15 protein-coding genes, 4 tRNA genes and 1 pseudogene are annotated in these 26580 nt (G+C 59.2%); 19 read left to right on the top strand and 1 reads right to left on the bottom strand.

The features are described from left to right. Nucleotides 1-114: 114 nt before the first annotated feature. From pulA (ABD847_RS08520) to birA, 7 genes are all read left to right on the top strand, one after another. Nucleotides 115-4356, top strand: coding sequence for a pullulanase-type alpha-1,6-glucosidase (gene pulA / locus ABD847_RS08520; protein ID WP_345011979.1), 4242 nt, complete (start codon nt 115-117; stop codon nt 4354-4356). Between the two features lie 396 nt (nt 4357-4752). Further along, the gene (gene pulA, locus ABD847_RS08515; RefSeq protein ID WP_345011977.1) at nt 4753-9018 is read left to right on the top strand and encodes a pullulanase-type alpha-1,6-glucosidase; all 4266 of its coding nucleotides are present in this window, start codon (nt 4753-4755) and stop codon (nt 9016-9018) included. Between the two features lie 411 nt (nt 9019-9429). Next, nucleotides 9430-9891: a hypothetical protein gene (locus ABD847_RS08510; RefSeq protein ID WP_345011975.1), complete on the top strand. Its 462-nt coding sequence runs from the start codon at nt 9430-9432 to the stop codon at nt 9889-9891. A gap of 65 nt (nt 9892-9956) precedes the next feature. Next, nucleotides 9957-11909, top strand: coding sequence for an ATP-binding protein (locus tag ABD847_RS08505; protein ID WP_345011973.1), 1953 nt, complete (start codon nt 9957-9959; stop codon nt 11907-11909). A gap of 64 nt (nt 11910-11973) precedes the next feature. Next, the gene (locus tag ABD847_RS08500) at nt 11974-13950 is read left to right on the top strand and encodes a DNA topoisomerase III (protein WP_345011971.1); all 1977 of its coding nucleotides are present in this window, start codon (nt 11974-11976) and stop codon (nt 13948-13950) included. 49 nt (nt 13951-13999) lie between these two features. After that, nucleotides 14000-15043, top strand: a complete 1044-nt coding sequence (gene murB / locus ABD847_RS08495) for a UDP-N-acetylmuramate dehydrogenase (RefSeq protein ID WP_425568439.1) — start codon at nt 14000-14002, stop codon at nt 15041-15043. Then, on the top strand, nt 15031-16002 hold the full coding sequence (gene birA / locus ABD847_RS08490) for a bifunctional biotin--[acetyl-CoA-carboxylase] ligase/biotin operon repressor BirA (RefSeq protein WP_345011969.1): 972 nt from the start codon (nt 15031-15033) through the stop codon (nt 16000-16002). Before murB ends, birA begins: the two co-directional genes overlap by 13 nt. Nucleotides 16003-16005: 3 nt before the next feature. On the opposite strand, the gene coaA is transcribed toward birA, so the two are convergent. Continuing rightward, nucleotides 16006-16953, bottom strand: coding sequence for a type I pantothenate kinase (gene coaA, locus ABD847_RS08485; protein WP_345011967.1), 948 nt, complete (start codon nt 16951-16953; stop codon nt 16006-16008). 236 nt (nt 16954-17189) lie between these two features. Here coaA and ABD847_RS08480 point away from each other — a divergent pair. From ABD847_RS08480 to rpoB, 12 genes and pseudogenes are all read left to right on the top strand, one after another. Continuing rightward, nucleotides 17190-17274: transfer RNA gene (locus ABD847_RS08480), tRNA-Tyr, on the top strand. Nucleotides 17275-17308: 34 nt separating this feature from the next. Further along, a tRNA-Gly gene (locus ABD847_RS08475) sits at nt 17309-17383 on the top strand. 6 nt (nt 17384-17389) lie between these two features. Further along, a tRNA-Thr gene (locus ABD847_RS08470) sits at nt 17390-17464 on the top strand. A gap of 103 nt (nt 17465-17567) precedes the next feature. After that, a pseudogene (gene tuf, locus ABD847_RS08465) lies at nt 17568-18754 on the top strand (elongation factor Tu). A 53-nt stretch (nt 18755-18807) separates the two neighbouring features. Beyond that, nucleotides 18808-18884 (top strand) — tRNA-Trp (locus ABD847_RS08460). Nucleotides 18885-18938: 54 nt separating this feature from the next. Then, nucleotides 18939-19322 (top strand): preprotein translocase subunit SecE, encoded by a 384-nt coding sequence (secE, locus tag ABD847_RS08455; RefSeq protein ID WP_345011965.1) that lies wholly within the window; start codon nt 18939-18941, stop codon nt 19320-19322. Between the two features lie 3 nt (nt 19323-19325). After that, nucleotides 19326-19868, top strand: coding sequence for a transcription termination/antitermination protein NusG (gene nusG, locus ABD847_RS08450; RefSeq protein WP_345011963.1), 543 nt, complete (start codon nt 19326-19328; stop codon nt 19866-19868). 134 nt (nt 19869-20002) lie between these two features. Continuing rightward, on the top strand, nt 20003-20431 hold the full coding sequence (gene rplK, locus ABD847_RS08445) for a 50S ribosomal protein L11 (protein ID WP_345011961.1): 429 nt from the start codon (nt 20003-20005) through the stop codon (nt 20429-20431). A gap of 4 nt (nt 20432-20435) precedes the next feature. Continuing rightward, nucleotides 20436-21140, top strand: coding sequence for a 50S ribosomal protein L1 (gene rplA, locus ABD847_RS08440; RefSeq protein ID WP_345011959.1), 705 nt, complete (start codon nt 20436-20438; stop codon nt 21138-21140). Nucleotides 21141-21376: 236 nt separating this feature from the next. Further along, nucleotides 21377-21880, top strand: a complete 504-nt coding sequence (gene rplJ / locus ABD847_RS08435) for a 50S ribosomal protein L10 (protein WP_345011957.1) — start codon at nt 21377-21379, stop codon at nt 21878-21880. Nucleotides 21881-21934: 54 nt separating this feature from the next. Beyond that, on the top strand, nt 21935-22303 hold the full coding sequence (rplL, locus tag ABD847_RS08430; RefSeq protein WP_345011955.1) for a 50S ribosomal protein L7/L12: 369 nt from the start codon (nt 21935-21937) through the stop codon (nt 22301-22303). A gap of 233 nt (nt 22304-22536) precedes the next feature. Beyond that, nucleotides 22537-26565 carry a DNA-directed RNA polymerase subunit beta gene (gene rpoB, locus ABD847_RS08425; RefSeq protein ID WP_345011953.1) on the top strand — a complete coding sequence of 1343 codons (4029 nt, stop codon included), beginning with the start codon at nt 22537-22539 and terminating at the stop codon, nt 26563-26565. The last annotated feature ends 15 nt before the right edge of the window (nt 26566-26580 follow it).

Below are 26580 nucleotides of genomic sequence, written 5' to 3'. Positions count from 1 at the left end.
CAAGCGTGCTGCGTCAGTGGTCTTCGCTGCATAAACGAGGGTCGCCAAGGTTGTTGGCGACGTTCCGATAACAAACCGGCGTTGTTTTGGAATATGACTAACAAGGGAAATAGTATGGACTTACGATTTAAACGGCTCGCGCTGCTGGTGATGCCCAGTGTCGTTGCTCTTAGCATGAGTGGCTGTGTCTTCGACTCTGATGATTCCACCACCAGCTCTGACGGCTTCACGGAAGACAGCGTCTTTACCTATACGGCGGCCAGCCTGCCGGATGCAACCGTCTCGGCTGAGAATGATGCGACGCCAGAAGACGCTAACACGCTGCGTTTCTATCTGGTGGATCCCGAACTGAGCAGCACCGCCTCGTCGGCGGCCACCTCAACCTCCGCCACCGCCAGCCCGGCCTACTCCACCTACAACCTGTACATGTGGAACGACAGCACCTGCTCCGGTTTGGCCGTCGCGGATGATGATGGTCAATTGGTGGACGGGACGGCCGCAGAAGATGGTGCCGGCTGGGACTATACCGCCAACACGCCGACGGGCTCTGACGACTACGGCCCCTATTGGGATCTCAAGTTGGCGGACGATGCGCTGACCACAGACGGTGCCTGTGTCAGTCTGATCGTGCGGGATGGCACCGGCAAGTTGCTGGGTGATGACAACACCATCATCACCCTGGCGGATTATGCCGACCGTACCGTCTCGGTGCGGGAAGGCGATGGCACCCTGTATGACAAGAAGCAGGATGCCTACGATGCCTGGAAGGCCAATCTGTCCTCCGGCATGTTCACCGATGCGGCGGCGCATCTCATCGATGCCAACACCCTGGTGTGGAACGATGACAACCTGGCAGATGCCAAGTTTGTCCGTCTGTACTATTCCGCCAATGGCGGCACCATCAGCGCGGATGATGATGGCAAGGTCACGGCCGACTTCATCAAGCTGACGGCGACCGAGTTGACCGACGAACAGCAGGCAGCCTTCCCCCACCTGTCTGGCTATAAGGCTTTTAGTCTGCCCAGCGATGTGACCGCCGACACCGTCAAGGCGGTGTTGAAGAACCAGATCGCCGCAGTGGCGCTGGATAGTGAAGGCAGCCTGTTGGCCGGCACCTATGTGCAGACCGCCGGCGCCCTGGATGATCTCTATGCCGATGCGGCCACCGCATTGAGCTATGGCGCCCAGGTGTCTGATGATGGCGTGTCCTTCCGCCTGTGGGCCCCCACCGCCACCGCCGTCAGCCTGGTGATCTACGACGAGGACAAGAGCGTCGTCTCCACCAATGCAATGACCCTGGACAGCGACTCCGGCTCCTGGTCCTACAGCGGTGACAGCAGTCTGGTAGGTCAGTACTACCGCTATGCCATCACCGTCTACCACCCGGCCGATCAGGCTTGGCACAGCTATGAGGTGACCGATCCCTATTCCCTGAGCCTGTCCATGAACTCCGAGTACAGCCAGGTGGTGGATCTGGACTCAGAGGCCCTCAAGCCTGATGGCTGGGACAGCCTGCAGGCCCCCCATGCCCAGACCAGTGAAGCCGATTTGGCTAAGATGGTGCTGCACGAATCACATCTACGGGATCTGACAGCCTTTGACACCGGTATCGATGCCAGCGAGCGGGGCAAGTACCTGGCATTGACCGAGGCCAACTCCCTGGCGGTGCAACACCTGAAGGCCTTGGCCGCCGCCGGTGTGACCCATATGGAGTTGATGCCGGTATTTGATATCGCCTCGGTCGATGAAGACCCGGATCAGGTGGCTAACCTGAACGATAGCTTCAGCCATCTGTGCGAGGTCAATAGTGCCGTGGCGGCCAGCGAGTTTGCCAGCTATTGCACCAGCGATAGCACGGTGGCCGAGGTGTTGGCTTCCCTGGACAAGGACTCCAAGGCGGTGCAGACCCTCAACCTGATGATCGCCGATACCGACTCCTTCAACTGGGGTTATGACCCCTTCCACTACACCACGCCTGAGGGCTCCTACGCCTCGGATGCCGACGGTACCGCCCGTATCCTCGAGTTCCGCAAGATGGTCAAGGCCATCAAGGAAGACATCGGCATGAACGTGGTGATGGATGTGGTGTACAACCACACCAATGCTGCCGGACCGACTGCGGATTCCTCTGTGCTGGATAAGATAGTCCCCTGGTATTACCAACGCCTGGACGAAACCACGGGTACGGTGGAAAGCGCTACCTGCTGTTCCGACTCTGCGCCGGAGCACGCCATGTTCGCCAAGCTGATGGAAGACTCCCTACTCACCTGGACCCAGGAGTACAAGATCGACGCCTTCCGCTTCGATCTCATGGGCTACATCCCCAAGAGTCTGATGGTGGATGCCCTGGCCAAGACCAAGGCGGTGGACTCTGAGATGTACTTCTTGGGCGAAGGCTGGGATGCCGGTCAAGGCGATCGCTTCACGGCGGCTACCCAGTTGAACCTGACCGGCACCGGCATAGGTACCTTCTCCGATCGCCTGCGGGATGCGGTGCGTGGCGGTGGTCCTTTCGATTCAGGCAGCTCCATTCGCAAGAATCAGGGCTTTGGCAACGGCGCCTATGTCCTGGCCAACGAAGAGGATGCCATGACCCAGGATGACGCCCGTCACCTGGCGGATCTGACCCGTCTGGGGATGGCCGGTAACCTGAAGGACTATGTGCTGGTGGATTACGAGGGCACTCCCAAGGTGGGTTCCGACTTCGATTACAACGGAGTAGCGGCAGGTTATGCCCAGGATCCCATTGAAGTGCAGAACTACGTGTCCAAACACGATAACCAGACCCTCTTCGACATCATCGCCTACAAGGCCTCCACCGATGCCGATATGGCCACCCGGGTGCGGATGCAGGGGCTCTCCCTGGCCACCGTGCTGCTGGGACAGGGGATCGCGTTTGACCAGCAAGGCTCCGAGTTGCTGCGTTCCAAGTCATTCGAACGTGACTCCTACAACTCAGGCGACTGGTACAACAAGGTCGACTACAGCATGCAGACCAACAACTACGACGTTGGCTTGCCCCGTTACGACAAGGACGGTGACAACTACTCCCTGATCGCCTCGATCAAGGACGTGGTGGGGGCGCCGGGTGCCACCGAGATTGCCGAGATGAACAGCTTCTACCAGGAGCTGGCCAGCCTGCGCCAGTCTTCTCCGTTGTTCACGCTGGGAACCGGCGCTGAGGTCATGAACCGGGTGGACTTCCGCAACGTGGGGAGTGACCAGGTGGACGGCCTCATCGTCATGACCCTTGATGACGGTACCGGCCAGACCGATCTGGACAGCAGCTACGATGGCATCGTGGTGCTGGTAAATGCCTCCGGTAGCAGCCAGACCATTGGTGACTTCAAGGACGGCGATGGCAATGCCATCACTCTCTCCGGCTACACGCAAAGCAGCATCCAGACCGCGCTAGGCTCTGCCTCCATCGGTTATGGTGCCAGCTTCGCCGACGGTCAGTTCACCGTGCCGGCCTGGTCGGTGGCCGTGTTCGTCAAGGCGCAGGGCGAGGCTCAAGGCACTGGCTTGCCGGTCTCCAAGAAGCAGGACATGAGCACGGTTGAACCCTACGACGTAGATGTTTACGCCTTGGGTAACCAGGCCATGTTCGGCAACTGGAGCGCCGCCGATGCCAACAAATTCACCTTCACCGGGGCTGACTACAGCTACACCCTGTCGGTTGAGGTGACGGATGACATGCTCTCCGATGACGGTGCCGAGCTCAAGGTGGCCGATGCCAGTTGGTCTACTGCCAACTTCGGCATTTGCAGTGACGGTGACACCCTGGAGGCCGGCAGCACCCTGACCCTGTGTTCCGGTGGTGGCAACATCCCCATGGCACTTGAGAAGGCCGGCACCTACACCTTCACCTTTAAAGTGGCCAGCAAGACCAGCCCGACTCTGACGTTGGCGATTGCCGAAGAGGCCGAGGCCTGCACCCTGCTGGATGATTCCAGTGAGACGCCGACCCTGGGGGATACCACCCTGGCACTGCGGGGGGCTCATTCCTCCTGGGCCTGGGATTCAGCCTATCAGTTGACCTACAAGGGCGATGGCATCTATGAGGCGGCCATCTCTTCGGATGTGGACTTGACCGGTGGCTTCAAGATTGCCGCAAACACCACCAGTTGGGATCCGCAGTTCTTCGCGACCTCTGGCGGTACGCTGGTGACCGATATGCAGCCGGATGTGGTGTATGAGGCCTATGGTCGCTTCGGTGGTGAGGGGTCGGATCCGGGTAACAACACCATGGATCTGGCTGAGGGAACCTGGTTGTTCCGCCTGGCGCTGGACACCAAAGCCACCATGTCCGGTGCCGGGGTGAAGGGCAGTTTCGACGTCTGCCAATTGCAGTAATTCAGACGGTCTTTTCACCTAAAACCGCTCGCCATGGCGAGCGGTTTTTTTTGCTTAATCTGCTTTTTTAGGGCAACAAATTTCTGCCTGTCTAGTCAATAAACCGCTCGGTTTGTTGTTTATTTCCGTAATATTATTTCATTTCATGAAACCGTTTTCTGCCATATCACCGAGATCTGGCTCGCAAAGATGTGTTAAGCGATCTTATCGGAAACCTACGCCGATCCTTTTTTCTTTACCTGATCACAATTTACGGCAGCTCTGCAACATTATATTACGCCGCGAAACACCCGCATGACGCGTTTCAACAAAAACGACCATGGATGTGAAGTGTTGTTTCTGAATTTCATATTACAAGCGGACATCGTTCGCAAAATGGCTAACAAGGGAAACAGTATGGACTTACGATTCAAAAGACTTGCCCTGCTGGTAATGCCCAGTGTCGTGGCGCTGGCCATGGCAGGCTGTGGCTCTGACTCCAACGAGAGCGGTGGATTTACCTCAGACAGCAATTTTAGCTACGCCGCTCCTGCTCTGCCGTCCGATACCGTCGCGGCCGAGGCTGATGTGGCGCCTGCCGATGCCAACACCATTCGTCTCTACCTGGTGGATCCGGATCTCTCCTCCAACAGTGCCGCGGCCAAGAGTGGCCGGGATGCGACTGGCACGCCCTGGGCCAACTACAGCCTGTGGCTCTATAACCAGGACACCTGCCAAGCTCTGGCGACCGATGCCGATGACGGTCAGCTGCTGAGCACCGACGGGGATACCGAGAACGGTGAAGCTGCAGCTTGGGGCTCTGCGCAGAACACCCCCACTGGCTATGACGAATACGGCCCTTACTGGGATCTCAAACTCAAAGACGGGGCCATGGATGATGCCACTGCCTGCGTCAACCTGATCGTGCGGGATGCCGGTCAGAACAAGATCCTGGGCGATAACAACGATGGCAGCTATGCCCTCAAGTTGGCCAATTTTAGCGATCGCACCGTCACCGCCCGCGAGGGCGATCGGCAGTTCTATGACGCCAAGCAGGATGCCTATGCCGACTGGAAGGCCAACACCTCCTTCGACATGTTCTCCGCGGCCAGTGCGCACCTGATCGATGCCAACACCCTGGTGTGGAGTGACAGCTCCCTGGCGGATGCCAAGTTTGTGCGCCTGTACTACTCCGCCAACAACGGCACCATAGTCGCGGGTGAAGATGGCAAGGTCACTGATAAATTCATCAAGCTGACCGCCACCGAACTGACCGATGAGCAGAAGGCCGCCTATCCGCACCTGTCTGGTTTCACCGCCTTCAGCCTGCCGAGCAATGTGGATGCCGATACCCTGAAGGCCGTCCTGAAGAATCAGGTCGCTGCCGTGGCGCTGGACAGCAAGGGCACCCTGCTGGCCGGCACCTATGTGCAGACCGCCGGTGGTCTGGATGATCTGTATGCTGAATCCGCCAAGGAGCTGAGCTATGGCGCCATGGTGGCCGACGATGGCGTGACCTTCCGTCTGTGGGCGCCGACTGCCACCGCAGTCAGCCTGGTGATCTACAACGAGGATAAGAGCGTCGCGTCCACCGAAGCCATGACCCTGGACAATGCCTCCGGTGCCTGGTCTTACACCGGTGACACCAGCCTGGTCGGCAAGTACTATCGCTATGCCATCACCGTTTACCACCCGGTGGATCGTAAGTGGCACAGCTATGAGGTGACTGATCCCTACTCCCTGAGCCTGTCCATGAACTCCACCTACAGCCAGGTGGTGGATCTGGAATCTGCCGATCTCAAGCCGGCTGGCTGGGATGACCTGAAGGCTCCGCATACCCAATTGGATAACCCGGCGAAAATTGTCACGCTGGAAACCCATATCCGCGACTTCTCTGCTCGTGATGTGTCTACGCCTGAGGCGGAGCGTGGCAAGTATCTGGCCTTTACCGATACCGAGACGGTGCCGGTACAACACATGATGGATCTGGCCAAGAGCGGTGTGACTCACATGCACCTGATGCCGACCTTCGACATTGCCACCATCAATGAAGATCCGGCCAAGCGGGTGGATCTGCCGGATCCGGTCAGCAAGCTGTGTGAACTCAATAGCGCCATGACCTCCTCCGAGTTCTCCGGCTATTGCGACAGCGCTAAGACGGTGCAGCAGGTGTTTGAAGAGCTGGAGGAGAGCGACAGCAAGTCCAACCCTGTGGTGCAGCGTTTCGAAAGCTATCTGCGTGACTACGACAGCTTCAACTGGGGTTACGATCCCTTCCACTACACTGTGCCGGAAGGTTCTTATGCCTCTGAGGCCGAGGGTACCACTCGGATCAAGGAGTTCCGCGAGATGGTCATGGCCATCAAGCAGAACATCGGCATGAACGTGGTCATGGACGTGGTGTATAACCACACCAACGCCGCCGGCCCCAGCGATGACAAGTCCGTGCTGGACAAGATTGTCCCCTGGTACTATCACCGCTTGGATGAGCTCAGTGGCGATGTGGAAATGTCCACCTGCTGCTCCAACACGGCACCGGAACACGCCATGTTCGCCAAGTTGATGAGTGACTCCCTGGTCACCTGGGCCAAGGAGTACAAGATCGACTCCTTCCGCTTCGACCTGAACGGTTTCCACCCCAAGGCACAGATGCTGGATGCGCTGGCCAAGGTGAAGACAGTGAACCCGGACATGTTCTTCTATTCCGAAGGTTGGGATTACGGCGAGACGGTCAACAACACCCGCTTCGTCACCGCCTCTCAGCTGAACATGGGCGGCACAGGTATCTCTACTTACTCCGACCGTCTGCGTGATGCGGTTCGGGGCGGTGGTTGCTGTGATGACGGCACTGCCGTTCACACCGCGCAAGGCTTTGGTAACGGGGCCTATGTCGAGCCCAATACCGCCATCAGCGATGATGCTGCAGCCAAGGCCGCCGCCATGGCGCAGACTGACCTGGTTCGTCTGGGGATGGCCGGTAACCTGAAGGATTTTGTGCTGACCACCTACGAGGGTGTGCCGACCAAGGGGTCCGACATGGCGTATGGTTCCGCACCGGCTGGTTATGCCGTGGATCCGTTCGAAGTGCTGAACTATGTGACCAAGCACGACAACCAATCCATCTGGGATATCACTCAGTACAAGGCGGCTGACGAGACCACCCTGGATGAGCGTGTCCGCATGACGGCACTGTCCCAGGCCACCGTGCTGCTGGGTCAAGGCATCGTGTTTAGCGACATCGGTGGTGAGTTCCTGCGTTCCAAGTCTTTCAACCGCGACTCCTATAACTCAGGTGACTGGTTCAACTGGGTGGATTACACCCTGGAAGACAACAACTACGACAAGGGCTATCCGCGTGCCGACAAGGACAGCGCCAAGTACGATCTGATCGAACATGCCCTGGCGCAGTTTGAGAAGCCGACCAACAGCGAAATGACTCAGATGCTGAGCTATTTCAAGGAAATGCTGAAGATCCGCTCTTCCTCTGAATTGTTCACCCTGGGCACTGGTGCCAAGGTGATGGAGCGTGTGGACTTCCGTAATACGGGTCCGGAACAGGTTCCTGGTCTGATCGTCATGACTCTGGATGATGGTACTGGCGTTGCGGATCTGGATGCTAAGCTGGATGCGGCTGTGGTTATCGTCAACTCTTCGCCGTCCGAACAGACGGTAGGGGATTTCATCGACGGTAGCGGCAACGCCATCGCCCTGGCGGGTTACCAGCTGCATGACGTGCAGACTGAGCTGGGCGCTGCCTCCATCGGTTCTGGTGCTACCTTCGCCGAGGGTGAGTTCACTGTGCCGGCCTGGTCCGTTGCCGTGTTCGTCAAGCCGCAAGGCGATGCTCAGGGTACCGGTCTGCCGGTCTCCAAGAAGCAGGATCTGAGCACGGTTGAACCCTTCTCCGTGCCGGTTTATGCCCGTGGCTTCGGCGGTACCTGGGACGCGCTGGAAACCAACCAGTTTGCCTTCACCGGTGCTGACTATAGCTACACCTGGACAGTGGAAGTCACCGACGACATGCTGTCTGAAAATGGCACCTCCATGAAGGTGGCTGACGCAGACTGGAGTGCAATTAACTACGGCAAGTGCAACTCTGACGACAAGTTGGTACCTGGCACGCCGTTGACCCTGTGTGCTGGTGGTTCTACCGGGGATGTTCCGATGGATCTGACCAAGGCGGGTACCTACACCTTTACCTTCAAGGTGGTGAACAAGGCCAGCCCGACCCTGACCCTGGCGATTGAAGAACCGGCTGCGGCCTGTGAGCTGTTGTCTGACACCAATGAGACGCCGACCCTGGGTGACACCCAACTGGCGCTGCGCGGTGCACACTCCAGCTGGAATTGGGATGTGCAATACAAGCTGGGCTACAAGGGCAACGGCATCTACGAGGCCGTGATCACTGAGGGTACCCTGACCGGTGGCTTCAAGGTTTCTGCCGATAGTTCAGCCTGGGATCCCCAGTTCTTCGCTAGCCAAGGTGGTTCTCTGGTGACCAACATGGAACCGGACGTGGTGTATGAGGCTTATGGTCGCTTCGGTGGTGCCGGCTCCGACCAAGGCAACAACAACATCGCCCTGTCTGAAGGCAACTGGCTGTTCCGCCTGAAGCTTGACACGACCGCCGAGATGAGTGGCGCCGGCGTCAAGGGAACCATCGATGTTTGTCAGCTGCCGTAAGTTAGCCTGACTACTGAACACGGCTCGCCGAGCGAGCCGTGTCTAGGATGGTGAGTTAACCCTGCGAAGGTTTCCCTTCGCAGGGTTTTTTATTGATGGTGAGATGAACCTCCGCTATCAAGTCAGGCCGTAGTGGTTGGCGCGGCGGCTGATTTTATGGCGTAGTGCACAGAATTCAGCCAAATCTGGCAACCGCCTCCACCCTCGCGCATAGTCAGATGAAGTGCCAAGGAGGTGTGCCTATGTTGAGAACCCTGCTGCTTCCCCCGCTGTTGGTCTTTGTCTTGCTGTTTGTGGTCAGCGTCATGCTCAAGGCGGTGAGCACCGCCTAGCAGTTCACGCAAGCTGCGCTATCCTGTCTGTTCGCCGCCCGGTATGCTGCCGGGCGTTGTTGTTTTGCGTGAGGTGAACATGAACAATCCCTTGGCCCTGTGCCATGTCGACGAATCCTTTAATGCCTCCTTGCTGGGTAATCGCGGCAGCCAGCTGCACTGGTTCGAGGATCAGGAACAGCTGTGCCAGTATCTGCAGGAGGAGTACGTGGATCTGCTGGCCGATACCGGTGAGTTGGACGAGGAGCAGACCGAAGCGGCCCGCGAGCGGTTTGCGCTCATCATCGAGCAGTCGTTGAGTCTGCCGGCCATGGTGGATCACCTCAATGATCTCTCCTCCGGCCTCAGGCGCATCGTCTGGCTGGGCTCGCTGGCGGAGCTGGCCGAGTTGGATGATGAGTTTGCCAATGCGGTGCGTCGCTACTTCTGGGGCGAACAGGACGACAACGAGGACGATCCCGAGGCGCCGATCCCCGAGTCACTCTGGCCGGATCTGCTGGATTTGATGGACGACTTCCTGGCCGAAGGGGAGTATTGCTAAGAGCACCACGGCTCCGCCGCTGACGGGCTTCTATACTGGGCTCAAACCCCTTGCCGGTACGCCCCATGTCCGAGCCTCTCATCTTGTCTGTGTGCGGTGAGCCCCAACTGCAGGCGCAGTTTGCCGAGGAGCTGACCCCGCTGTTTTCCCTGTTTGGTTGGCAGACGGCCTCCTCCTTGGCGGCCGCCTATGAGTGCCTGAGCCAGGCCAGCGAGGCGGCACCTGTGGCCCTGGTGTTGTGTGAGCAGCAGCTGGAGGATGGCGAGGGCAGCCTGTTGCTGGGCAGTGCACTGGTGGCCCAGTCAGGTTGTCAGCGGGTGCTGTGGGGGCGACAGCAGGCCTCGGACAAGCTGATCGAGGCGGTCAATCGTGGGTCGCTGGATCATGTGCTCTTGTATCCCTGGGCGCCCGGTACCTTGTTGCAGGCGGTGCGTCAGCAGCTCACCGACTATGTGGCGCGCCAACAGGATGAACCCTTGCGCTTTGCGCCTCTGCTGGATGGCCAACGCCTGCTCAGAGCCCAGCTGGATCGCCAGATGGCGGCCTATCGCCAGGGCTTCATGGACTACACCCATTACACCGACGAGGCGCTGTCGGCCGCCGTGATCCGGGCGCTGTACCAGTTCTTCGAGGGCAACGACGAGACTCGGGCCTGCCGCCGTTACAGTCCCAATCATGTGCTGACCCGGCAAGGGGAGCGCAATGAGTTCCTCTGGTTTATTGCCCAGGGGGAGGTGGTGCTCAAGAAGCGCGACGCCGAAGGACAGGAGTGGGAGGTGGTGCGCTATCAGCAGGGGGCGCTGGTAGGGGGCATGTCGTTTGTCACCGGTGAACCGGCCTTTACCACAGGGGTAACCTTGACCGCCGCCGAGGTGATCAAGCTGGACAAGGCGCTGTTTGCCAAGGTGATGCAGGCCAAGTCCGACTTGCTGCCGCTGTTTACCCACCTGCTGTTGCGCCACTTCAACCGTCGACTGCAGAACAGCATCCAGACCAAGATGGCCTTGCAAAAGACCCTGGCGTCGCTGGAGCAGGCCCAGGCGCAGCTGGTGGAACGGGAAAAGCTGGCGGTGCTGGGCCAGCTGGTGGCCGGGGTGGCCCACGAGCTGAACAATCCGGTGGCGGCCATCTTGCGCGGTGCCGACACCCTGCAGGCCCAACTGCCGGGCCTGCTGATGGAGCCCATGGCGGAGCCCTGGCGCGCCCTGGCCGCCAGCATACTGCAGCAGGCCATGCAGGTGACGCCGCTGTCCACCGCCACGGTGCGCCAGCGGGCCGCCCAGGCCGAGCATTACACCGGTGATCGCACCCAGGCCCGGCAGCTGGTGCAGATGCAGCTGGATGACCCCGCCCTCTGGCAACGCCAATTTGCCCCTCTGTCGGCGGCGGCCCGTCAGACGCAGCTGGCGCGGTTGGACGACTACTACCAGATGGGCAACTTCCTGCACAACATTCATGTCTGTGCCCGGCGCATCGCCGATCTGGTCAAGGGCCTCAAGCAGTATGCCCGGCAGGATAATGCGGTACCGCAACGGGTGGATCTGCTGGAGGGACTGGAAGACACCCTGACCATCTTCGAAAACCGTCTCAAGCAGCTGACCCTGGAGCGGCACTATGACGAGACGCGGCCCAAGGTGCTCTGTTATCCCATCGCCTTGCAGCAGGTGTGGACCAACCTCATCGCCAACGCCCTGGATGCGGTGGCGGAGTTGGGGCGAGAGGGGCGGATCCAGGTGCGCAGCCAAGTGTACGACGAGGCCGGGGCTCCCTGGATCCGCATCGAGGTGGAAGACAACGGTCACGGCATCGCCCCCGAGCTGCAGGCCAGGATCTTCGAGCTGAATTTCACCACCAAACGCGATGGCAACTTTGGTCTGGGCATAGGGTTGCATGTCTGTCAGCAGATCATCGCCCAGCATCAGGGCCGGATCGCGGTTCGCTCAGTACCGGGGCGTTATACCTGCATGGCCGTCTGCCTGCCGGTCACCCCAGCCGAGCTGTTGCCGCCAGCCCCTTAGGCGGTCTTGGCAAAATCCCCCGAATCTCAGATACTGTATTTAAATACAGTTAGTCGAGCCTGCCATGCGCCTGTTTATCGCCGAAAAACCCAGCCTGGGCCGTGCCATTGCGGCGGCCCTGCCGTCTCCTCAGCGTAAGGGGGAGGGCTTTATCCAGTGTGGCGAGCAGGATGTGGTGACCTGGTGTGTGGGGCACCTGCTGGAGCAGGCGGCCCCTGAAGCCTACGACGCCCGCTACCGGCGCTGGATCCTGACCGATCTGCCCATACTGCCGCAAACCTGGCAGCGGGAGCCGCGGCGCGGCAGTGCCGCCCAGCTCAAGGTCATCCGCCACTGGATCAAGCAGGCCGACCAGCTGGTGCATGCCGGTGATCCGGATCGGGAGGGGCAACTGCTGGTGGACGAGGTGATCGATTACCTCAAGGTGCCGGCGGCCAAGCGCCAGACCATGCAGCGTTGCCTCATCAGCGATCTCAACCTGCCGGCGGTGCGCCGGGCCCTGGCCGGCCTCAGAGCCAATCAGGAGTTTGTGCCTCTAAGCACCGCCGCCCTGGCCCGTTCCCGGGCGGACTGGCTGTTTGGCATCAACCTGACCCGCACCTATACCCTGCTGGCCCGGGAAGCTGGCGCTGAGGCACTCCTGTCGGTGGGCCGGGTCCAGACGCCTGTGCTGGGGTTGGTGGTGGCGCGGGATCGCGCCATCGCCCAGTTTGTACCCCATGACTACTTCGAGGTCAGTGTCCAGCTGCAGACGGCGGGCGGCGAAACCTTCACCGCCTGGTGGCAGCCGTCGACCGCCTGCCAGCCCTGGCAGGATGAGGAGGGGCGAGTGCTCAATCGCGCCCTGGCCGACAAGGTGGTGGCTGCGGTGCAGGGGCAAACCGGCCAGGTAGAGCGGGTCGAGCAGAAGGAGTGCCGGCGGTCGCCGCCCTTGCCCTATAACCTCTCCAGCCTGCAGATCGATGCGGCCCGGCAGTTGAACCTGACCGCCAAGCAGGTACTGGATCTGTGTCAGCGGCTGTACGAACAGCACAAGCTCATCACCTATCCCAGATCCGATAGCCGCCACCTGCCGCGGGAGCACCATGGCCGCGCCGCTCAGGTGTGTGGGGCCATGACCCAGCTGTTGCCCGATTGGCAGCACCGGATCCAGAGTGCGGATCTGACCCGGCGCAGCGGCGCCTGGAACGATGCCAAGGTACAGGCACACCACGCCATCATCCCCACCGAGCGGGGAGGGGATCCTGCCAAGCTGAGTCGCGATGAGCTGGCGCTTTATCGCCTCATCGCCCGCCAGTATCTGGCGCAGTTCTATCCCGATCACCAATACCAACAGACCCGAGCCGAGATCCGTCTGGCGGGGGGCTTGTTTATTGGCAAGGGACGGGTGGTGCGGGAGTCGGGCTGGCGCAGCCTGTTTGACCGCCAGACGGTGGAGCCAGATGACGAAGAGGCGGCGGCCCTGCCGCCCTTGCAGCCGGGGCAAGCACTGGCTTGCCAAACGGCACAACGCCATGACAAGCAGACGCAGCCGCCCAAGGCCTACACGGATGCTAGCCTGCTGGCCGCCATGACCGGCATAGCGCGCCACGTGGCGGATCCGGCCTTGAAGTCGATCCTTAAAGAAACCGATGGCCTGGGCACGGAGGCGACCCGGGCCGGCATCATAGAGTTGCTGTTTACCCGGGGGTATTTGCATCGCCAGGGCAAGCAGATCCATGCCAGCGATGCCGGCTGCGCCCTGGTGGATGCCTTGCCGCCGGTGTTGGTGCAACCGGATATGACGGCGCGCTGGGAGCAGGGATTGGCCAAGATAGAACAAAAGGCCCTGGCTTACGGTGATTTTATGTCACCGCTTATCCGCCAATTGAGTGAGCTGATCGAACAGGGGCAACAGCTGTCCGGCGAACTTCGCCAACGGCTGGGGGCCTTGAGCCGAGCTCCGGCCGGCAAGCCGTCACGGCGCCGATCCGCCAAGGGCGCGCGGCCTGCTTCGTCTTCCTCCCGAACGCGCAGTACCCGGCGCAAGGCTATGGCTTGAGGGGCGGATCGGGTACACTCGGCGGCCATGGTTTTCCTGGAGTCAGCCCGTGTCTTGCCAACCCCTTGCCGATTTTGACCTGCAGCCTTACAACAGTTTTGGCCTGGCCGCCCGCGCCCGCTGGGGCTGTGAAATCACCGAGTTGGACGGCCTGCAACGGCTGCTGAGTGAGCCCAAATGGCGCGAGCTGCCACGCCTGGTGATCGGCGGCGGCAGCAACCTGCTGCTGAGCTGTGATTTTGCCGGTCTGGTGTTGCTCAACCGGCTCAAGGGGATTGAGGTCACCGAGACGGCCGACGCCTGGTATCTGCAGGTGGCGGCCGGCGAGGACTGGCCGGCGCTGGTGGCCTGGAGCCTGCAACAAGGCATGCCGGGGCTGGAGAACCTGGCCCTGATCCCCGGCTGTGCCGGTGCCGCACCGGTGCAGAATATCGGCGCCTATGGCGTCGAGCTGGCCCAGGTGTGTGAACACGTGGATGCCTTCAATCTGCTGACGGGGCAGTTGGAGCGCCTGCCAGCCGAGGCGTGCCGCTTTGGTTATCGGGAGAGCCGCTTCAAGGGCGACTGGCAGCATAGCCATATCATCACCGGCATCGGCCTACGCCTAAACAAGCATTGGCAACCTCACTGCCAGTACGGCCCCCTGGCGGCGCTGTCACAGCCCAGTGCTCAAGACATCTATGAGCGGATCTGCCAGCTGCGGCAGGCCAAGCTGCCGGATCCGGCGGTCTTGGGCAATGCCGGCAGTTTCTTCAAAAATCCCACGGTTCCCCAAGCTCTTGCCGCAGCCCTCAAGGCCGAGTATCCCAATATGCCGCTCTATCCTGCTGATAATGGCGCTGCCAAGCTGGCGGCCGGCTGGTTGATCGAGCAGGCCGGGCTCAAGGGCTACCGGCTAGGCCGGGCCGCAGTGCATCAGGAGCAGGCGCTGGTACTGGTGAACCTCGGTGGTGCGACGGCCGAGGAGTTGCTGCAGCTGGCCCGCCATGTGCGGCAAACCGTACACGCGCGCTTTGGTCTCTGGCTGGAGCATGAGGTGCGGATCATGGGGGCGATGGGAGAGTGGAAGGAGGCCTTGTCATGCGCCGACTGAGTGAGCGTCAACAACAGCTGCTGCATCTGCTGGCCGATGGCCAGTTTCATCCCGGCCCACAGATCGGTGAGGCCCTGGGCATCAGCCGGGCGGCGGTGAGTCAGCAGCTCAAAGGGTTGCGGGAGCTGGGGGTGGAGTTGCACAGCGTCAGCGGCAAGGGACATAAGCTGGCGCTGCCCATACAGCTGCTGGATGCCCAGCGCCTGCAGCAAGACTTGCTTGAGGCTCCTGTGCAGGTGCTGGCGGTCATCGACTCCACTAACCACTTCATGATGAGTCAGCTGGATCGTTGGCAAAAAGGCGAGTGTGTGCTGGCGGAGTGCCAGACTGCCGGGCGAGGCCGGCGCGGCCGACAGTGGCATTCCCCCTTTGGCAGCCAGCTGATCCTGAGCCTGTTCTGGCGCCTGGAGCAGGGCATGGCCAGTGCCATGGGATTGAGCCTGGTGGTGGGCATCGCCCTGGTGGAGGCGCTGGAGTCGCAAGGGCTGGCGGGCATCAAGGTCAAGTGGCCCAATGATCTCTATCTGGATGGCCGTAAGCTGGCCGGCATTTTGGTGGAGATGGCCGCCACCGTCGGCGGCGCCTGCCAGATGGTGGTGGGGGTGGGCATGAACCTGCAGTTGCCCTTGGGAGAGGCGCAGAAGATCGATCAGCCCTGGGCTGAACTACAGACACTGGTGGGGGAGGGCCGTCTGGATCGGCATCGGCTGACCTGTGCCGTGGTGCGTCAGTTGCGCCAGTGCCTGACCCGCTTCGAGCAAGAGGGCATGGCCCCCTTTGTGGCGCGCTGGAATGAGCTGGATCTGTATCGGGATCAACCGGTCAGGCTCATCAGTGGGGAGCGCAGCTGGCATGGCATCGCCCGGGGTATCGATAGCCAGGGGGCATTGCTGCTGGAAAATGAAGCGGGCGAACTGCAGACCCTGGTAGGGGGCGAGATCTCTCTGCGCCCCCGCTAAGGGCTACTTGCGCAGCCTGACCTGCTCGATGGCGTGACACTGTCCCTTGGTCAGGATCAGGTTGGCCCGCTCACGGGTCGGCAGGATGTTGGCCCTGAGGTTTGGGTAGTTGATCTCCTGCCAGATCTGGTTGGCGATGGTCTCGGCTTCGGCGTCAGACAGCTGGCTGTAATGGTGAAAGTAGCTGTTAGGGTCGGAGAAGGCACTACGGCGAAAACACTGGAAGCGCTCCACATACCATTGATTCAGCAGATCCTCGCTTGCGTCCACATAAATGGAAAAGTCCACGAAGTCCGACACGAAGACGCGGTGGGGGTCGTGAGGATAGTCCATGCCGCTTTGCAGCACATTCAGCCCCTCCAGCAGCAGGATATCCGGCCTCTGTACCACCTTCTTGGCGCCCGGCACTATGTCATAGATATGATGTGAATAGACGGGGGCGCTGACCTGGGACTTGCCGGCCTTGATGTCGGCCACAAACTTCACCAGGGTGTGCATGTCGTAGGACTCGGGAAAGCCCTTCTTCTTCATGAGGCCGCGGGATTCCAGCACATGGTTGGGATGCAGGAAGCCATCTGTGGTGACCAGCTCCACCGTGGGATGCTCCGGCCAGCGATCCAGCAAGGCCTGCAGGATGCGCGCCGTGGTGCTTTTGCCCACCGCCACACTGCCGGCGATGCTGATCACATAGGGCACATGGGCCGGTTCCGTGCCGAGAAACTGTTCGATCACCTTGCTGCGACGCTGACGGGCCCGCACATACAGATTGAGCAGGCGGGACAGCGGCAGGTAGATATCCTTGACCTCCTCCAGCGACAGCTCGTCATGAATACCACGCAGGTTGACCAGATCCTCCTGGGTTAACGTCAGGGGAACGGAATTGCGCAGTCCCGACCATTGGTCGCGGTTGAAAACCAGGTAGGGAGACAGGAGGTTATCGACATCGTTCATCGGCGGGCCACATAGGGTTACAAGCAACGGGACATTACACCAAGCCCCCCGGGCTCACAAGGATCAGCGGCCACAGCGCCGGTTGATTAGTTAACAAAATGACCGTCTTAGCCAAAAAAACGGCAGGGCAACTGTTGCGACTGCCTGGGGCATGCAATAAAATGCCCACCGCTCATCTGTCGGCACGGTTTGTCCTGCCCGCCGTTTGGCAGGGAGGTGCGTGCTCACAGAGTTCAGGAGGGGTTCCCGAGTGGCCAAAGGGATCAGACTGTAAATCTGACGGCTCTGCCTTCGAAGGTTCGAATCCTTCCCCCTCCACCATTTTCACCGGTTGCGGCCTTTGGTGATGAGCAAAGCGGGCATCGTATAATGGCTATTACCTCAGCCTTCCAAGCTGATGATGCGGGTTCGATTCCCGCTGCCCGCTCCACAAAATGTTGATATGGCTCAGTCGGTAAAGCGCACCCTTGGTAAGGGTGAGGTCGGCACTTCGGCTTGGCTATCAGCACCACTCTCGCCAAACCCTCAAGCTGCGTGTATTTTGTATACGATTTGTCAACTTGTGCCGTGGTTAGCTAGCCACCACTAAACCAGTGTTAGTTAGAGGGACGATCATGTCTAAAGAAAAGTTTGAACGTACAAAACCCCACCTCAACGTAGGCACCATCGGCCACGTTGACCACGGTAAGACCACCCTGACCGCTGCCATCACCGCTGTACTGGCTAAGACCTACGGTGGTAAGGCTTTCGCCTTCGACCAAATCGACAAGGCGCCGGAAGAAAAGGCTCGTGGTATCACCATCAACACCTCTCACGTAGAATATGACACCCCGACCCGTCACTACGCGCATGTAGACTGCCCGGGCCACGCCGACTACGTTAAGAACATGATCACCGGTGCTGCTCAGATGGACGGCGCTATCCTGGTAGTAGCTGCCACCGACGGCCCGATGCCGCAAACCCGTGAGCACATCCTGCTGGGCCGCCAAGTAGGCGTACCGTACATCATCGTGTTCCTGAACAAGTGCGACATGGTTGATGACGAAGAGCTGCTGGACCTGGTAGAAATGGAAGTTCGCGAACTGCTGAGCGAATACGACTTCCCGGGCGACGACACTCCGGTGATCCGTGGTTCCGCGCTGAAGGCGCTGGAAGGCGATGCCGAGTGGGAAAAGAAGGTTATCGAGCTGGCTGAGGCCCTCTGGATAGCTACATTCCCGAGCCGGAGCGTGCCATCGACATGCCGTTCCTGATGCCGATCGAAGACGTATTCTCCATCGCTGGTCGTGGTACCGTAGTTACCGGCCGTGTAGAGCGCGGTATCGTGAAGGTAGGTGAAGAAGTTGCCATCGTAGGTATCAAGGACACCGCCAAGACCACCTGTACCGGCGTAGAAATGTTCCGCAAGCTGCTGGACGAAGGCCGTGCTGGTGAGAACGTCGGCGTGCTGCTGCGTGGTATCAAGCGTGAAGAAGTAGAGCGTGGCCAAGTACTGGCTAAGCCGAACACCATCACCCCGCACACCAAGTTTGAATCTGAAGTGTACGTACTGTCCAAGGAAGAAGGTGGTCGTCACACCCCGTTCTTCAAGGGCTACCGTCCGCAGTTCTACTTCCGTACCACCGACGTAACTGGCACCATCGAGCTGCCGGAAGGCGTGGAAATGGTTATGCCTGGCGATAACATCAAGATGGTAGTAACCCTGATCTGCCCGATCGCGATGGACGAAGGTCTGCGTTTCGCAATCCGTGAAGGTGGCCGTACCGTCGGCGCCGGCGTGGTTGCTCGCGTTATCGAGTAATCAGGTTTACATAAAATGAATAAGGCCCCTATAATAGGGGCTTTATTTTGTGTAGGGGCGTAGTTCTAATTGGTAGAACAGCGGTCTCCAAAACCGATGGTTGGGGGTTCGAGTCCCTCCGCCCCTGCCAGTTGCACCTCGCGTATGCGGGGCTTTTGCGTCTATTAACTTACAGGTAGGTTGTATGAGTGTGAATATTGAGAGCCAGGGCGGCAGCAAGGCGAAAGACATTCTGTTGTGGTGCCTGACTTTCATCCTCCTGGCGGCCGCAGTATTGGGCAATTACCTGTTCAGCGAGCAGCCGGCATATGTTCGCTTTGCCGGTGTGATCGTGACTCTGGTGATGGCAGGCGTCATTGCCTTCCAAACCGGTACCGGTAAGGGCGTGCTGGCGTTTGCCCGCGAATCCCGTATGGAAGTGCGCAAGGTAGTGTGGCCGACTCGTCAGGAAGCCATTCAGACAACCTTGATCATCTTTGCTGTCACCGCGGTTGTGGGTCTGTTCCTGTTCCTGCTGGATGGCCTGCTGATTTGGCTGGTCGGGGTTATTACTGGAGTACAGGGTTAAGTCATGTCAGAACAACGTATGCGTTGGTATGTGGTCCAAGCCTTCTCCGGTTATGAGGGCCGCGTTGCCAAGTCTCTGAAAGAGCACATCAAGATGCATGGCATGGAAGATCAATTCGGTGAGGTGTTGGTGCCTACCGAAGAGGTGGTCGAAATGCGTGCCGGTCAGAAGCGCAAGAGTGAGCGTAAGTTCTTCCCCGGTTATGTGCTGGTACAGATGTTGATGAACGATGCCACCTGGCACCTGGTGCGGAATGTGCCACGGGTGATGGGCTTCATTGGCGGCACCTCCGATCGTCCGGCCCCCATCTCCGATAAGGAAGCGGATGCCATCCTCAACCGTCTGCAGGAGTCTGTCGACAAACCCAAGCACAAGACCCTGTTCGAACCGGGGGAAGTGGTGCGGGTCAGCGATGGTCCCTTTGCCGATTTCAGCGGTGTGGTGGAAGAGGTGGACTACGAGAAGAGCCGCCTCAAGGTGTCCGTGCTGATCTTCGGTCGCGCCACACCGGTCGAGCTGGATTTTGGTCAGGTGGAAAAGTCCTGAGCATAATCTAGCCAACCAGCTTGTCTGGGGCGGTGGACTTCACTATAATTCGCTGCCCCTTTTTCCACTGGGGAGCCTTTGAGGGGAAGTTACCTTCTCCGAGGCGTTATCACCCATTTTGAGGTAAATGAAAAATGGCTAAGAAAGTCACAGCTTATATCAAGCTGCAAGTTAAGGCCGGTATGGCCAACCCGTCTCCTCCTGTTGGTCCGGCGCTCGGTCAACACGGTGTGAACATCATGGAATTCTGTAAGGCGTTCAACGCCCGTACAGAAAAGCTGGAGAAGGGTGCCCCGACTCCGGTGGTGATCACCGTATACAGCGATCGCTCCTTCACCTTCGAAACCAAGACTCCGCCTGCCTCTTTCCTGCTGAAGAAGGCTGCCGGTATCACCTCCGGCTCTTCCAAGCCGCACAAGGACAAGGTTGGTAAGGTAAGCCAAGCTCAACTGCTGGAAATCGCCAAGACCAAGGAACCGGACATGACCGGTGCCGATCTGGAAGCGATGGCCCGCTGCATCGCGGGTTCTGCCCGTTCCATGGGCCTGGTAGTGGAGGACTAAGACGATGGCTAAATTGACCAAGCGCATGCGCGTAATTCGTGAGAAGGTTGACGGTACCAAGGAATACGGTATCTCTGAAGCCGTTGCCCTGCTCAAGGAACTGGCCACTGCCAAGTTCGTTGAGAGCGTAGACGTTGCCGTAAACCTGGGCATCGACGCTCGTAAGTCCGACCAAAACGTCCGTGGCGCCACCGTGCTGCCGCACGGCACCGGTCGTACCGTTCGCGTTGCCGTGTTCACCCAAGGTGCCAACGCCGAAGCCGCCAAGGCTGCCGGTGCTGACCTGGTGGGCATGGACGATCTGGCCGAGCAGGTCAAGAAGGGCGAGCTGAACTTCGACGTCGTCATCGCCTCTCCGGATGCAATGCGCGTTGTTGGCCAACTGGGCCAAATCCTGGGTCCCCGTGGCCTGATGCCGAACCCCAAGGTTGGTACTGTAACTCCGAACGTTGCCGAAGCCGTTAACAACGCCAAGGCCGGTCAGATCCGTTACCGTAACGATAAGAACGGTATCATCCACAGCACCATCGGTAAGGTTTCCTTCTCCGAAGAGCAACTGAAGCAAAACTTGGAAGCTCTGCTGGCCGCCCTGAAGAAGGCCAAGCCTTCTGCTGCCAAGGGTCAGTACATCAAGAAGGTAAGCATCTCTACCACCATGGGTGCGGGTGTGGCTGTTGACCAGTCCTCCCTGGATGCCAACGCTGCCTAATTGAGCGTTTACAGGGCGCGAGGTTTTGGTTAAAATTTCGCGCTCTGTTTGGTTGGGGGTCTCGACTCCCGTCCAAGACCGCAGGTGGCGCAAGCCTTAATGTCCTGCGTAGACGGTGCCGGAACCCAGCGAGAAAGATTACTTTCTTCTGGAATCTGCCACCGCAGTGCTCCCCATTTAGGGGAGGTGATGTCAGTAGCTGGGCTTGCCCAGTTTAATCTCCAGGAGTTATGCCAATGGCATTAGGATTCGAAGACAAAAAGGCAATTGTCGCTGAAGTCGCCGAAGCTGCCAAAGGCGCACTGTCTGCTGTTGCTGCCGATTCTCGCGGCGTAACCGTGGCCAAGATGACCGCTCTGCGTAAGTCTGCTCGTGAAGCAGGCGTATACATGCGCGTAGTTCGTAACACTCTGCTGACCCGCGCAGTAGAAGGTTCCGACTTCGAATGCATGAAAGACGTATTTGTCGGTCCGACCCTGATCGCTTTCTCCAACGAACACCCGGGCGCTGCTGCTCGCCTGTTCAAGGAGTTTGCCAAGGGGAACGATAAGTTCTCCATCAAGGGTGGTGCGTTCCAGGGTGAATTTATCCCTGCAGCTCAAATCGACCGTCTGGCCACGCTGCCGACCTACGAAGAAGCACTCGCCAAGTTGATGGCTACCATGAAGGAAGCCGCCGCTGGCAAGCTGGTTCGTACGTTCGCTGCGCTGCGCGACAAGAAAGAAGCCGAAGCGGCCTAATTCTTGTAACTGGATCTCGTTACTTAAAAAACTTCAACGACAGGAACCTTTGTCATGTCTATCACTAAAGACCAAATCATCGAAGCCGTTGCTTCCATGTCCGTAATGGAAGTTGTTGAACTGATCTCCGCTATGGAAGAGAAGTTCGGTGTTTCTGCTGCTGCTGCCGTTGCCGCTGGCCCGGCTGTTGCTGCTGAAGCTGTAGAAGAAAAGACCGAGTTCGACGTAGTTCTGACTGCCGCTGGCGCCAACAAGGTTGCCGTCATCAAGGCCGTCCGTGGTGCTACCTCTCTGGGTCTGAAGGAAGCCAAGGACCTGGTAGAAGCCGCTCCGACTCCGGTTAAGGAAGGCGTCTCCAAGGACGAAGCTGAAGCTCTGAAGAAAGAGCTGGAAGCTGCCGGTGCCTCCGTTGAGATCAAGTAATCTGTTGAACGACAGATTCGCGGCCTGACGTAAAAATCAGGCTAGGGCTGGTGAATTTTTATTCACCAGCCCTTTTGCGCTGTGTGATGAGAGGATTTCCACACCGTTTCGTCCTCTTGTCCGTGGTCAGCGTAACGGACTGTTAACTGGTCCGTCTACCACAAAGCGGTGTCAAATCAGAACTGCTCTTTGCAGAGCAGAGTGGGTCACTTATCAGCGAGCTGAGGAACCCTATGGTTTACTCTTATACCGAAAAAAAACGCATTCGTAAGGACTTCGGTAAGCGCGATCAGGTACTGGATACGCCTTATCTGTTGTCCATTCAGCTGGACTCCTTTAAACAGTTCCTCGAAGCCGACCCGGAAGGGGCTTACGGGCTTGAGGCAGCTTTCCGCAGCGTCTTTCCGATCACCAGTTATTCTGGTACGGCCGCGCTGCAGTATGTGAGCTATCGTCTGGGTGAGCCAGTCTTTGACGTCAAAGAATGTCAAATTCGCGGTGTGACCTACTCCGCGCCGTTGCGCGTGAAGTTGCGACTGGTGCTGTTCGATAAAGAAGCGGCTCCTGGAACTGTCAAGGACATCAAGGAACAAGAAGTGTACATGGGCGAAATTCCGCTCATGACCGAGAACGGTACCTTTATCGTCAATGGTACCGAGCGGGTTATTGTTTCCCAATTGCACCGCAGCCCGGGTGTCTTCTTTGATCACGATAAGGGCAAAACCCATTCATCTGGTAAGGTCCTGTACAACGCACGGGTCATTCCCTACCGTGGTTCCTGGCTGGACTTCGAGTTCGATGCCAAGGACAACCTGTTTGTGCGTATCGACCGTCGTCGCAAGCTGCCGGCCTCTATCATTTTGCGGGCCCTGGATTTCACCACTGAGGAAATCCTGGCGCGCTTCTTCGAGACCATCAAGTTCGAGATCAAAGAAGGCAAGCTGATGATGGAGCTGGTGCCGGAACGCCTGCGCGGCGAAACCGCCACCTTCGACATCATTGCCGGTGGGGACGTGGTCGTCGAGAAGGGCCGTCGGGTCACTGCTCGCCACATTCGCCAACTGGAAAAAGCCGGTGTCAGCCAGATCGAGGTTCCGCTCGAGTATGTGGTTGGCAAGGTGTCTGCCAAGGATTATGTCAACGCCGATACCGGTGAGGTAGTAGTCCCCGCCAACGCGGCGTTGAGCCTGGAAACCATGGCCAACCTGTCTCAGGCCGGACACAAGCAATTCGAAGTCCTGTTCACCAACGAACTGGATCACGGCGCCTACATGTCCGAGACGCTGCGCATCGATTCCTCCACCAACCGCCTCGAGGCCCTGGTGGAAATCTATCGCATGATGCGTCCCGGTGAGCCGCCGACACGGGATGCGGCCGAACAGCTGTTCGACAACCTGTTCTTCTCCGAAGATCGCTACGATCTGTCCACCGTGGGCCGGATGAAGTTCAACAGCCGTCTGCATCGCGAAGATCAAACTGGCCCGGGCATCCTGACCAAGGACGACATCGTCGAAGTCATGCAGAAACTCATCGATATCCGTAACGGTAACGATGAAGTGGACGACATCGACCACCTGGGTAACCGCCGTATCCGCTCCGTGGGCGAAATGGCCGAGAACCAGTTCCGCGTCGGTCTGGTGCGGGTGGAACGTGCCGTGAAGGAGCGCCTGTCTCTGGGCGATCTGGATGCCGTCATGCCGCAGGACCTGATCAACGCCAAGCCGATCTCTGCCGCGGTGAAGGAGTTCTTCGGTTCCAGCCAGCTGTCCCAGTTCATGGACCAAAACAACCCGCTGTCCGAGATCACCCACAAGCGCCGTATCTCCGCGTTGGGCCCGGGCGGTCTGACCCGTGAGCGCGCCGGCTTCGAAGTCCGTGACGTACACCCGACCCACTACGGTCGTCTGTGCCCCATCGAGACCCCCGAAGGTCCGAACATCGGTCTGATCAACTCCCTGGCGGTCTACTCCCGTACCAACGAATACGGCTTCCTGGAAACCCCGTATCGTAAGGTCGTGGACAGCGTGATCACCGACGAGGTGGAATACCTGTCCGCCATCGAGGAAGGCAACTACGTTATCGCCCAGGCTAACGCCAATGTGGATGAAAACGGCAAGCTGGTTGACGAGCTGGTGCCGTGCCGTCACAAGGGCGAGTCCACCTTCATGAATGTTGACCAGATCCAGTACATGGATGTGAGTCCGCAACAGGTGGTCTCAGTGGCGGCGTCCCTGATCCCCTTCCTGGAGCACGATGACGCCAACCGGGCGCTGATGGGGTCAAACATGCAACGGCAAGCCGTGCCGACCCTGCGTGCCGACAAGCCGCTGGTGGGTACCGGTATGGAACGTGCCGTGGCGGTTGACTCCGGGGTGACCGTGGTGGCCCGTCGTGGTGGCGTGGTGGATTATGCCGACGCCTCCCGTATCGTGATCAAGGTGAACGAAGATGAGCTGGCTGCCGGCGAAGCAGGCATCGACATCTACAACCTGACCAAGTACACCCGCTCCAACCAGAATACCTGCATCAACCAGCGTACCTGCGTGATGATGGGTGAGCCGGTCATGGCCGGTGACGTGCTGGCTGACGGCCCGTCCACCGACCTGGGTGAACTGGCGCTGGGTCAAAACCTGCGCGTCGCCTTCATGCCCTGGAACGGTTACAACTTCGAAGACTCCATCCTGGTCTCCGAGCGTGTGGTGCAGGAAGATCGCCTGACCACCATCCACATCCAGGAACTGGCCTGTATCGCCCGGGACACCAAGCTTGGCCCGGAAGAGATCACCGCCGATATCCCCAACGTGGGTGAAGCCGCCCTGTCCAAGCTGGACGAGTCCGGTATCGTCTACGTGGGTGCCGAAGTGCAAGGTGGCGACATCCTGGTGGGTAAGGTGACGCCGAAGGGTGAAACCCAACTGACTCCGGAAGAGAAGCTGCTGCGCGCCATCTTCGGTGAGAAGGCCTCCGACGTGAAGGACTCCTCCCTGCGGGTGCCCAACGGTGTCTACGGTACCGTGGTTGACGTGCAAGTCTTTACCCGCGATGGCGTGGAGAAGGACAAGCGTGCCAAGGAAATCGAGGACATGCAGCTGCGGGATGCCAAGAAGGACCTGACCGAAGAGTTCAAGATCTTCGAAGACGGTATCTTCGGCCGGGCCCGTTCCCTGCTGGTGAACTCCGGGGTGTCTGCCGACAAGATCGACGCCATGGATCGCAAGAAGTGGCTGGAGCAGGCCATCGACGACGAAGCCAAGCAAGTTGAGCTGGAGCAGATCGCCGAGCAGTACGTGGCGCTGAAGGAAGAGTTCGATCGTAAGTTCGAAGCCAAGCGTCAGAAGATCATCCAAGGCGATGATCTGGCCCCCGGCGTGCTGAAGATCGTCAAGGTGTACCTGGCCGTGAAGCGTCGCATCCAGCCGGGTGACAAGATGGCCGGTCGTCACGGTAACAAGGGTGTTATCTCCAAGATCTGCCCCATTGAAGACATGCCGCACGACGAGTACGGCCGTCCGGTGGATATCGTGCTGAACCCGCTGGGCGTACCGTCCCGGATGAACATCGGTCAGGTTCTCGAAGTGCACCTGGGTCTCGCGGCCAAGGGCATCGGTGAGAAGATTGACCGCATGATCAAGGAACAGCAGGAGCTGGCCAAGCTGCGTGGTTTCCTCCAGGAAGTGTATGACCTGGGCGAGCAGACCAAGCAGAAGGTGGACATCAACAGCCTGTCTGATGACGAGGTGCGGACCCTGGCGCAGAACCTGCGCAAGGGGATGCCCGTGGCTACCCCGGTATTCGACGGGGCCAAGGAGCGCGAAATCAAGTCGCTGCTCAAGCTGGCCGATCTGCCGGAGTCCGGCCAGATCACCCTGTTCGATGGTCGTACCGGTATGCCGTTCGAGCGTCAGGTCACCGTGGGCTACATGTACATGCTCAAGCTGAACCACCTGGTGGACGACAAGATGCACGCCCGTTCCACCGGTTCCTACAGCCTGGTTACCCAGCAGCCGCTGGGTGGTAAGGCCCAGTTCGGCGGTCAGCGTTTCGGGGAGATGGAAGTGTGGGCGCTGGAAGCCTATGGCGCCGCCTACACCCTGCAGGAAATGCTCACCGTCAAGTCTGATGATGTGAACGGTCGTACCAAGATGTACAAGAACATCGTGGATGGCGACCACCGCATGGAGCCGGGCATGCCCGAGTCCTTCAACGTATTGCTGAAGGAAATCCGCTCCCTGGGGATCAACATCGAGCTGGAAGAGGAATAAGGGTTCAGCCCTTAG

Origin of the sequence: Pseudaeromonas paramecii, from assembly GCF_039540575.1 — a bacterium.
GTDB lineage: Bacteria > Pseudomonadota > Gammaproteobacteria > Enterobacterales > Aeromonadaceae > Pseudaeromonas > Pseudaeromonas paramecii.
This window is presented reverse-complemented; position numbering and strand designations above follow the sequence as displayed.

Excerpts from the sequence above, each read along its gene's own strand:
- pulA (WP_345011979.1), top strand. The coding sequence starts at position 115 with ATGGACTTACGATTTAAACGGCTCGCGCTGCTGGTGATGCCCAGTGTC.
- pulA (WP_345011977.1), top strand. The coding sequence starts at position 4,753 with ATGGACTTACGATTCAAAAGACTTGCCCTGCTGGTAATGCCCAGTGTC.
- ABD847_RS08510 (WP_345011975.1), top strand. The coding sequence starts at position 9,430 with ATGAACAATCCCTTGGCCCTGTGCCATGTCGACGAATCCTTTAATGCC.
- ABD847_RS08505 (WP_345011973.1), top strand. The coding sequence starts at position 9,957 with ATGTCCGAGCCTCTCATCTTGTCTGTGTGCGGTGAGCCCCAACTGCAG.
- ABD847_RS08500 (WP_345011971.1), top strand. The coding sequence starts at position 11,974 with ATGCGCCTGTTTATCGCCGAAAAACCCAGCCTGGGCCGTGCCATTGCG.
- birA (WP_345011969.1), top strand. The coding sequence starts at position 15,031 with ATGCGCCGACTGAGTGAGCGTCAACAACAGCTGCTGCATCTGCTGGCC.
- coaA (WP_345011967.1), bottom strand. The coding sequence starts at position 16,953 with ATGAACGATGTCGATAACCTCCTGTCTCCCTACCTGGTTTTCAACCGC.
- secE (WP_345011965.1), top strand. The coding sequence starts at position 18,939 with ATGAGTGTGAATATTGAGAGCCAGGGCGGCAGCAAGGCGAAAGACATT.
- nusG (WP_345011963.1), top strand. The coding sequence starts at position 19,326 with ATGTCAGAACAACGTATGCGTTGGTATGTGGTCCAAGCCTTCTCCGGT.
- rplK (WP_345011961.1), top strand. The coding sequence starts at position 20,003 with ATGGCTAAGAAAGTCACAGCTTATATCAAGCTGCAAGTTAAGGCCGGT.
- rplA (WP_345011959.1), top strand. The coding sequence starts at position 20,436 with ATGGCTAAATTGACCAAGCGCATGCGCGTAATTCGTGAGAAGGTTGAC.
- rplJ (WP_345011957.1), top strand. The coding sequence starts at position 21,377 with ATGGCATTAGGATTCGAAGACAAAAAGGCAATTGTCGCTGAAGTCGCC.
- rplL (WP_345011955.1), top strand. The coding sequence starts at position 21,935 with ATGTCTATCACTAAAGACCAAATCATCGAAGCCGTTGCTTCCATGTCC.
- rpoB (WP_345011953.1), top strand. The coding sequence starts at position 22,537 with ATGGTTTACTCTTATACCGAAAAAAAACGCATTCGTAAGGACTTCGGT.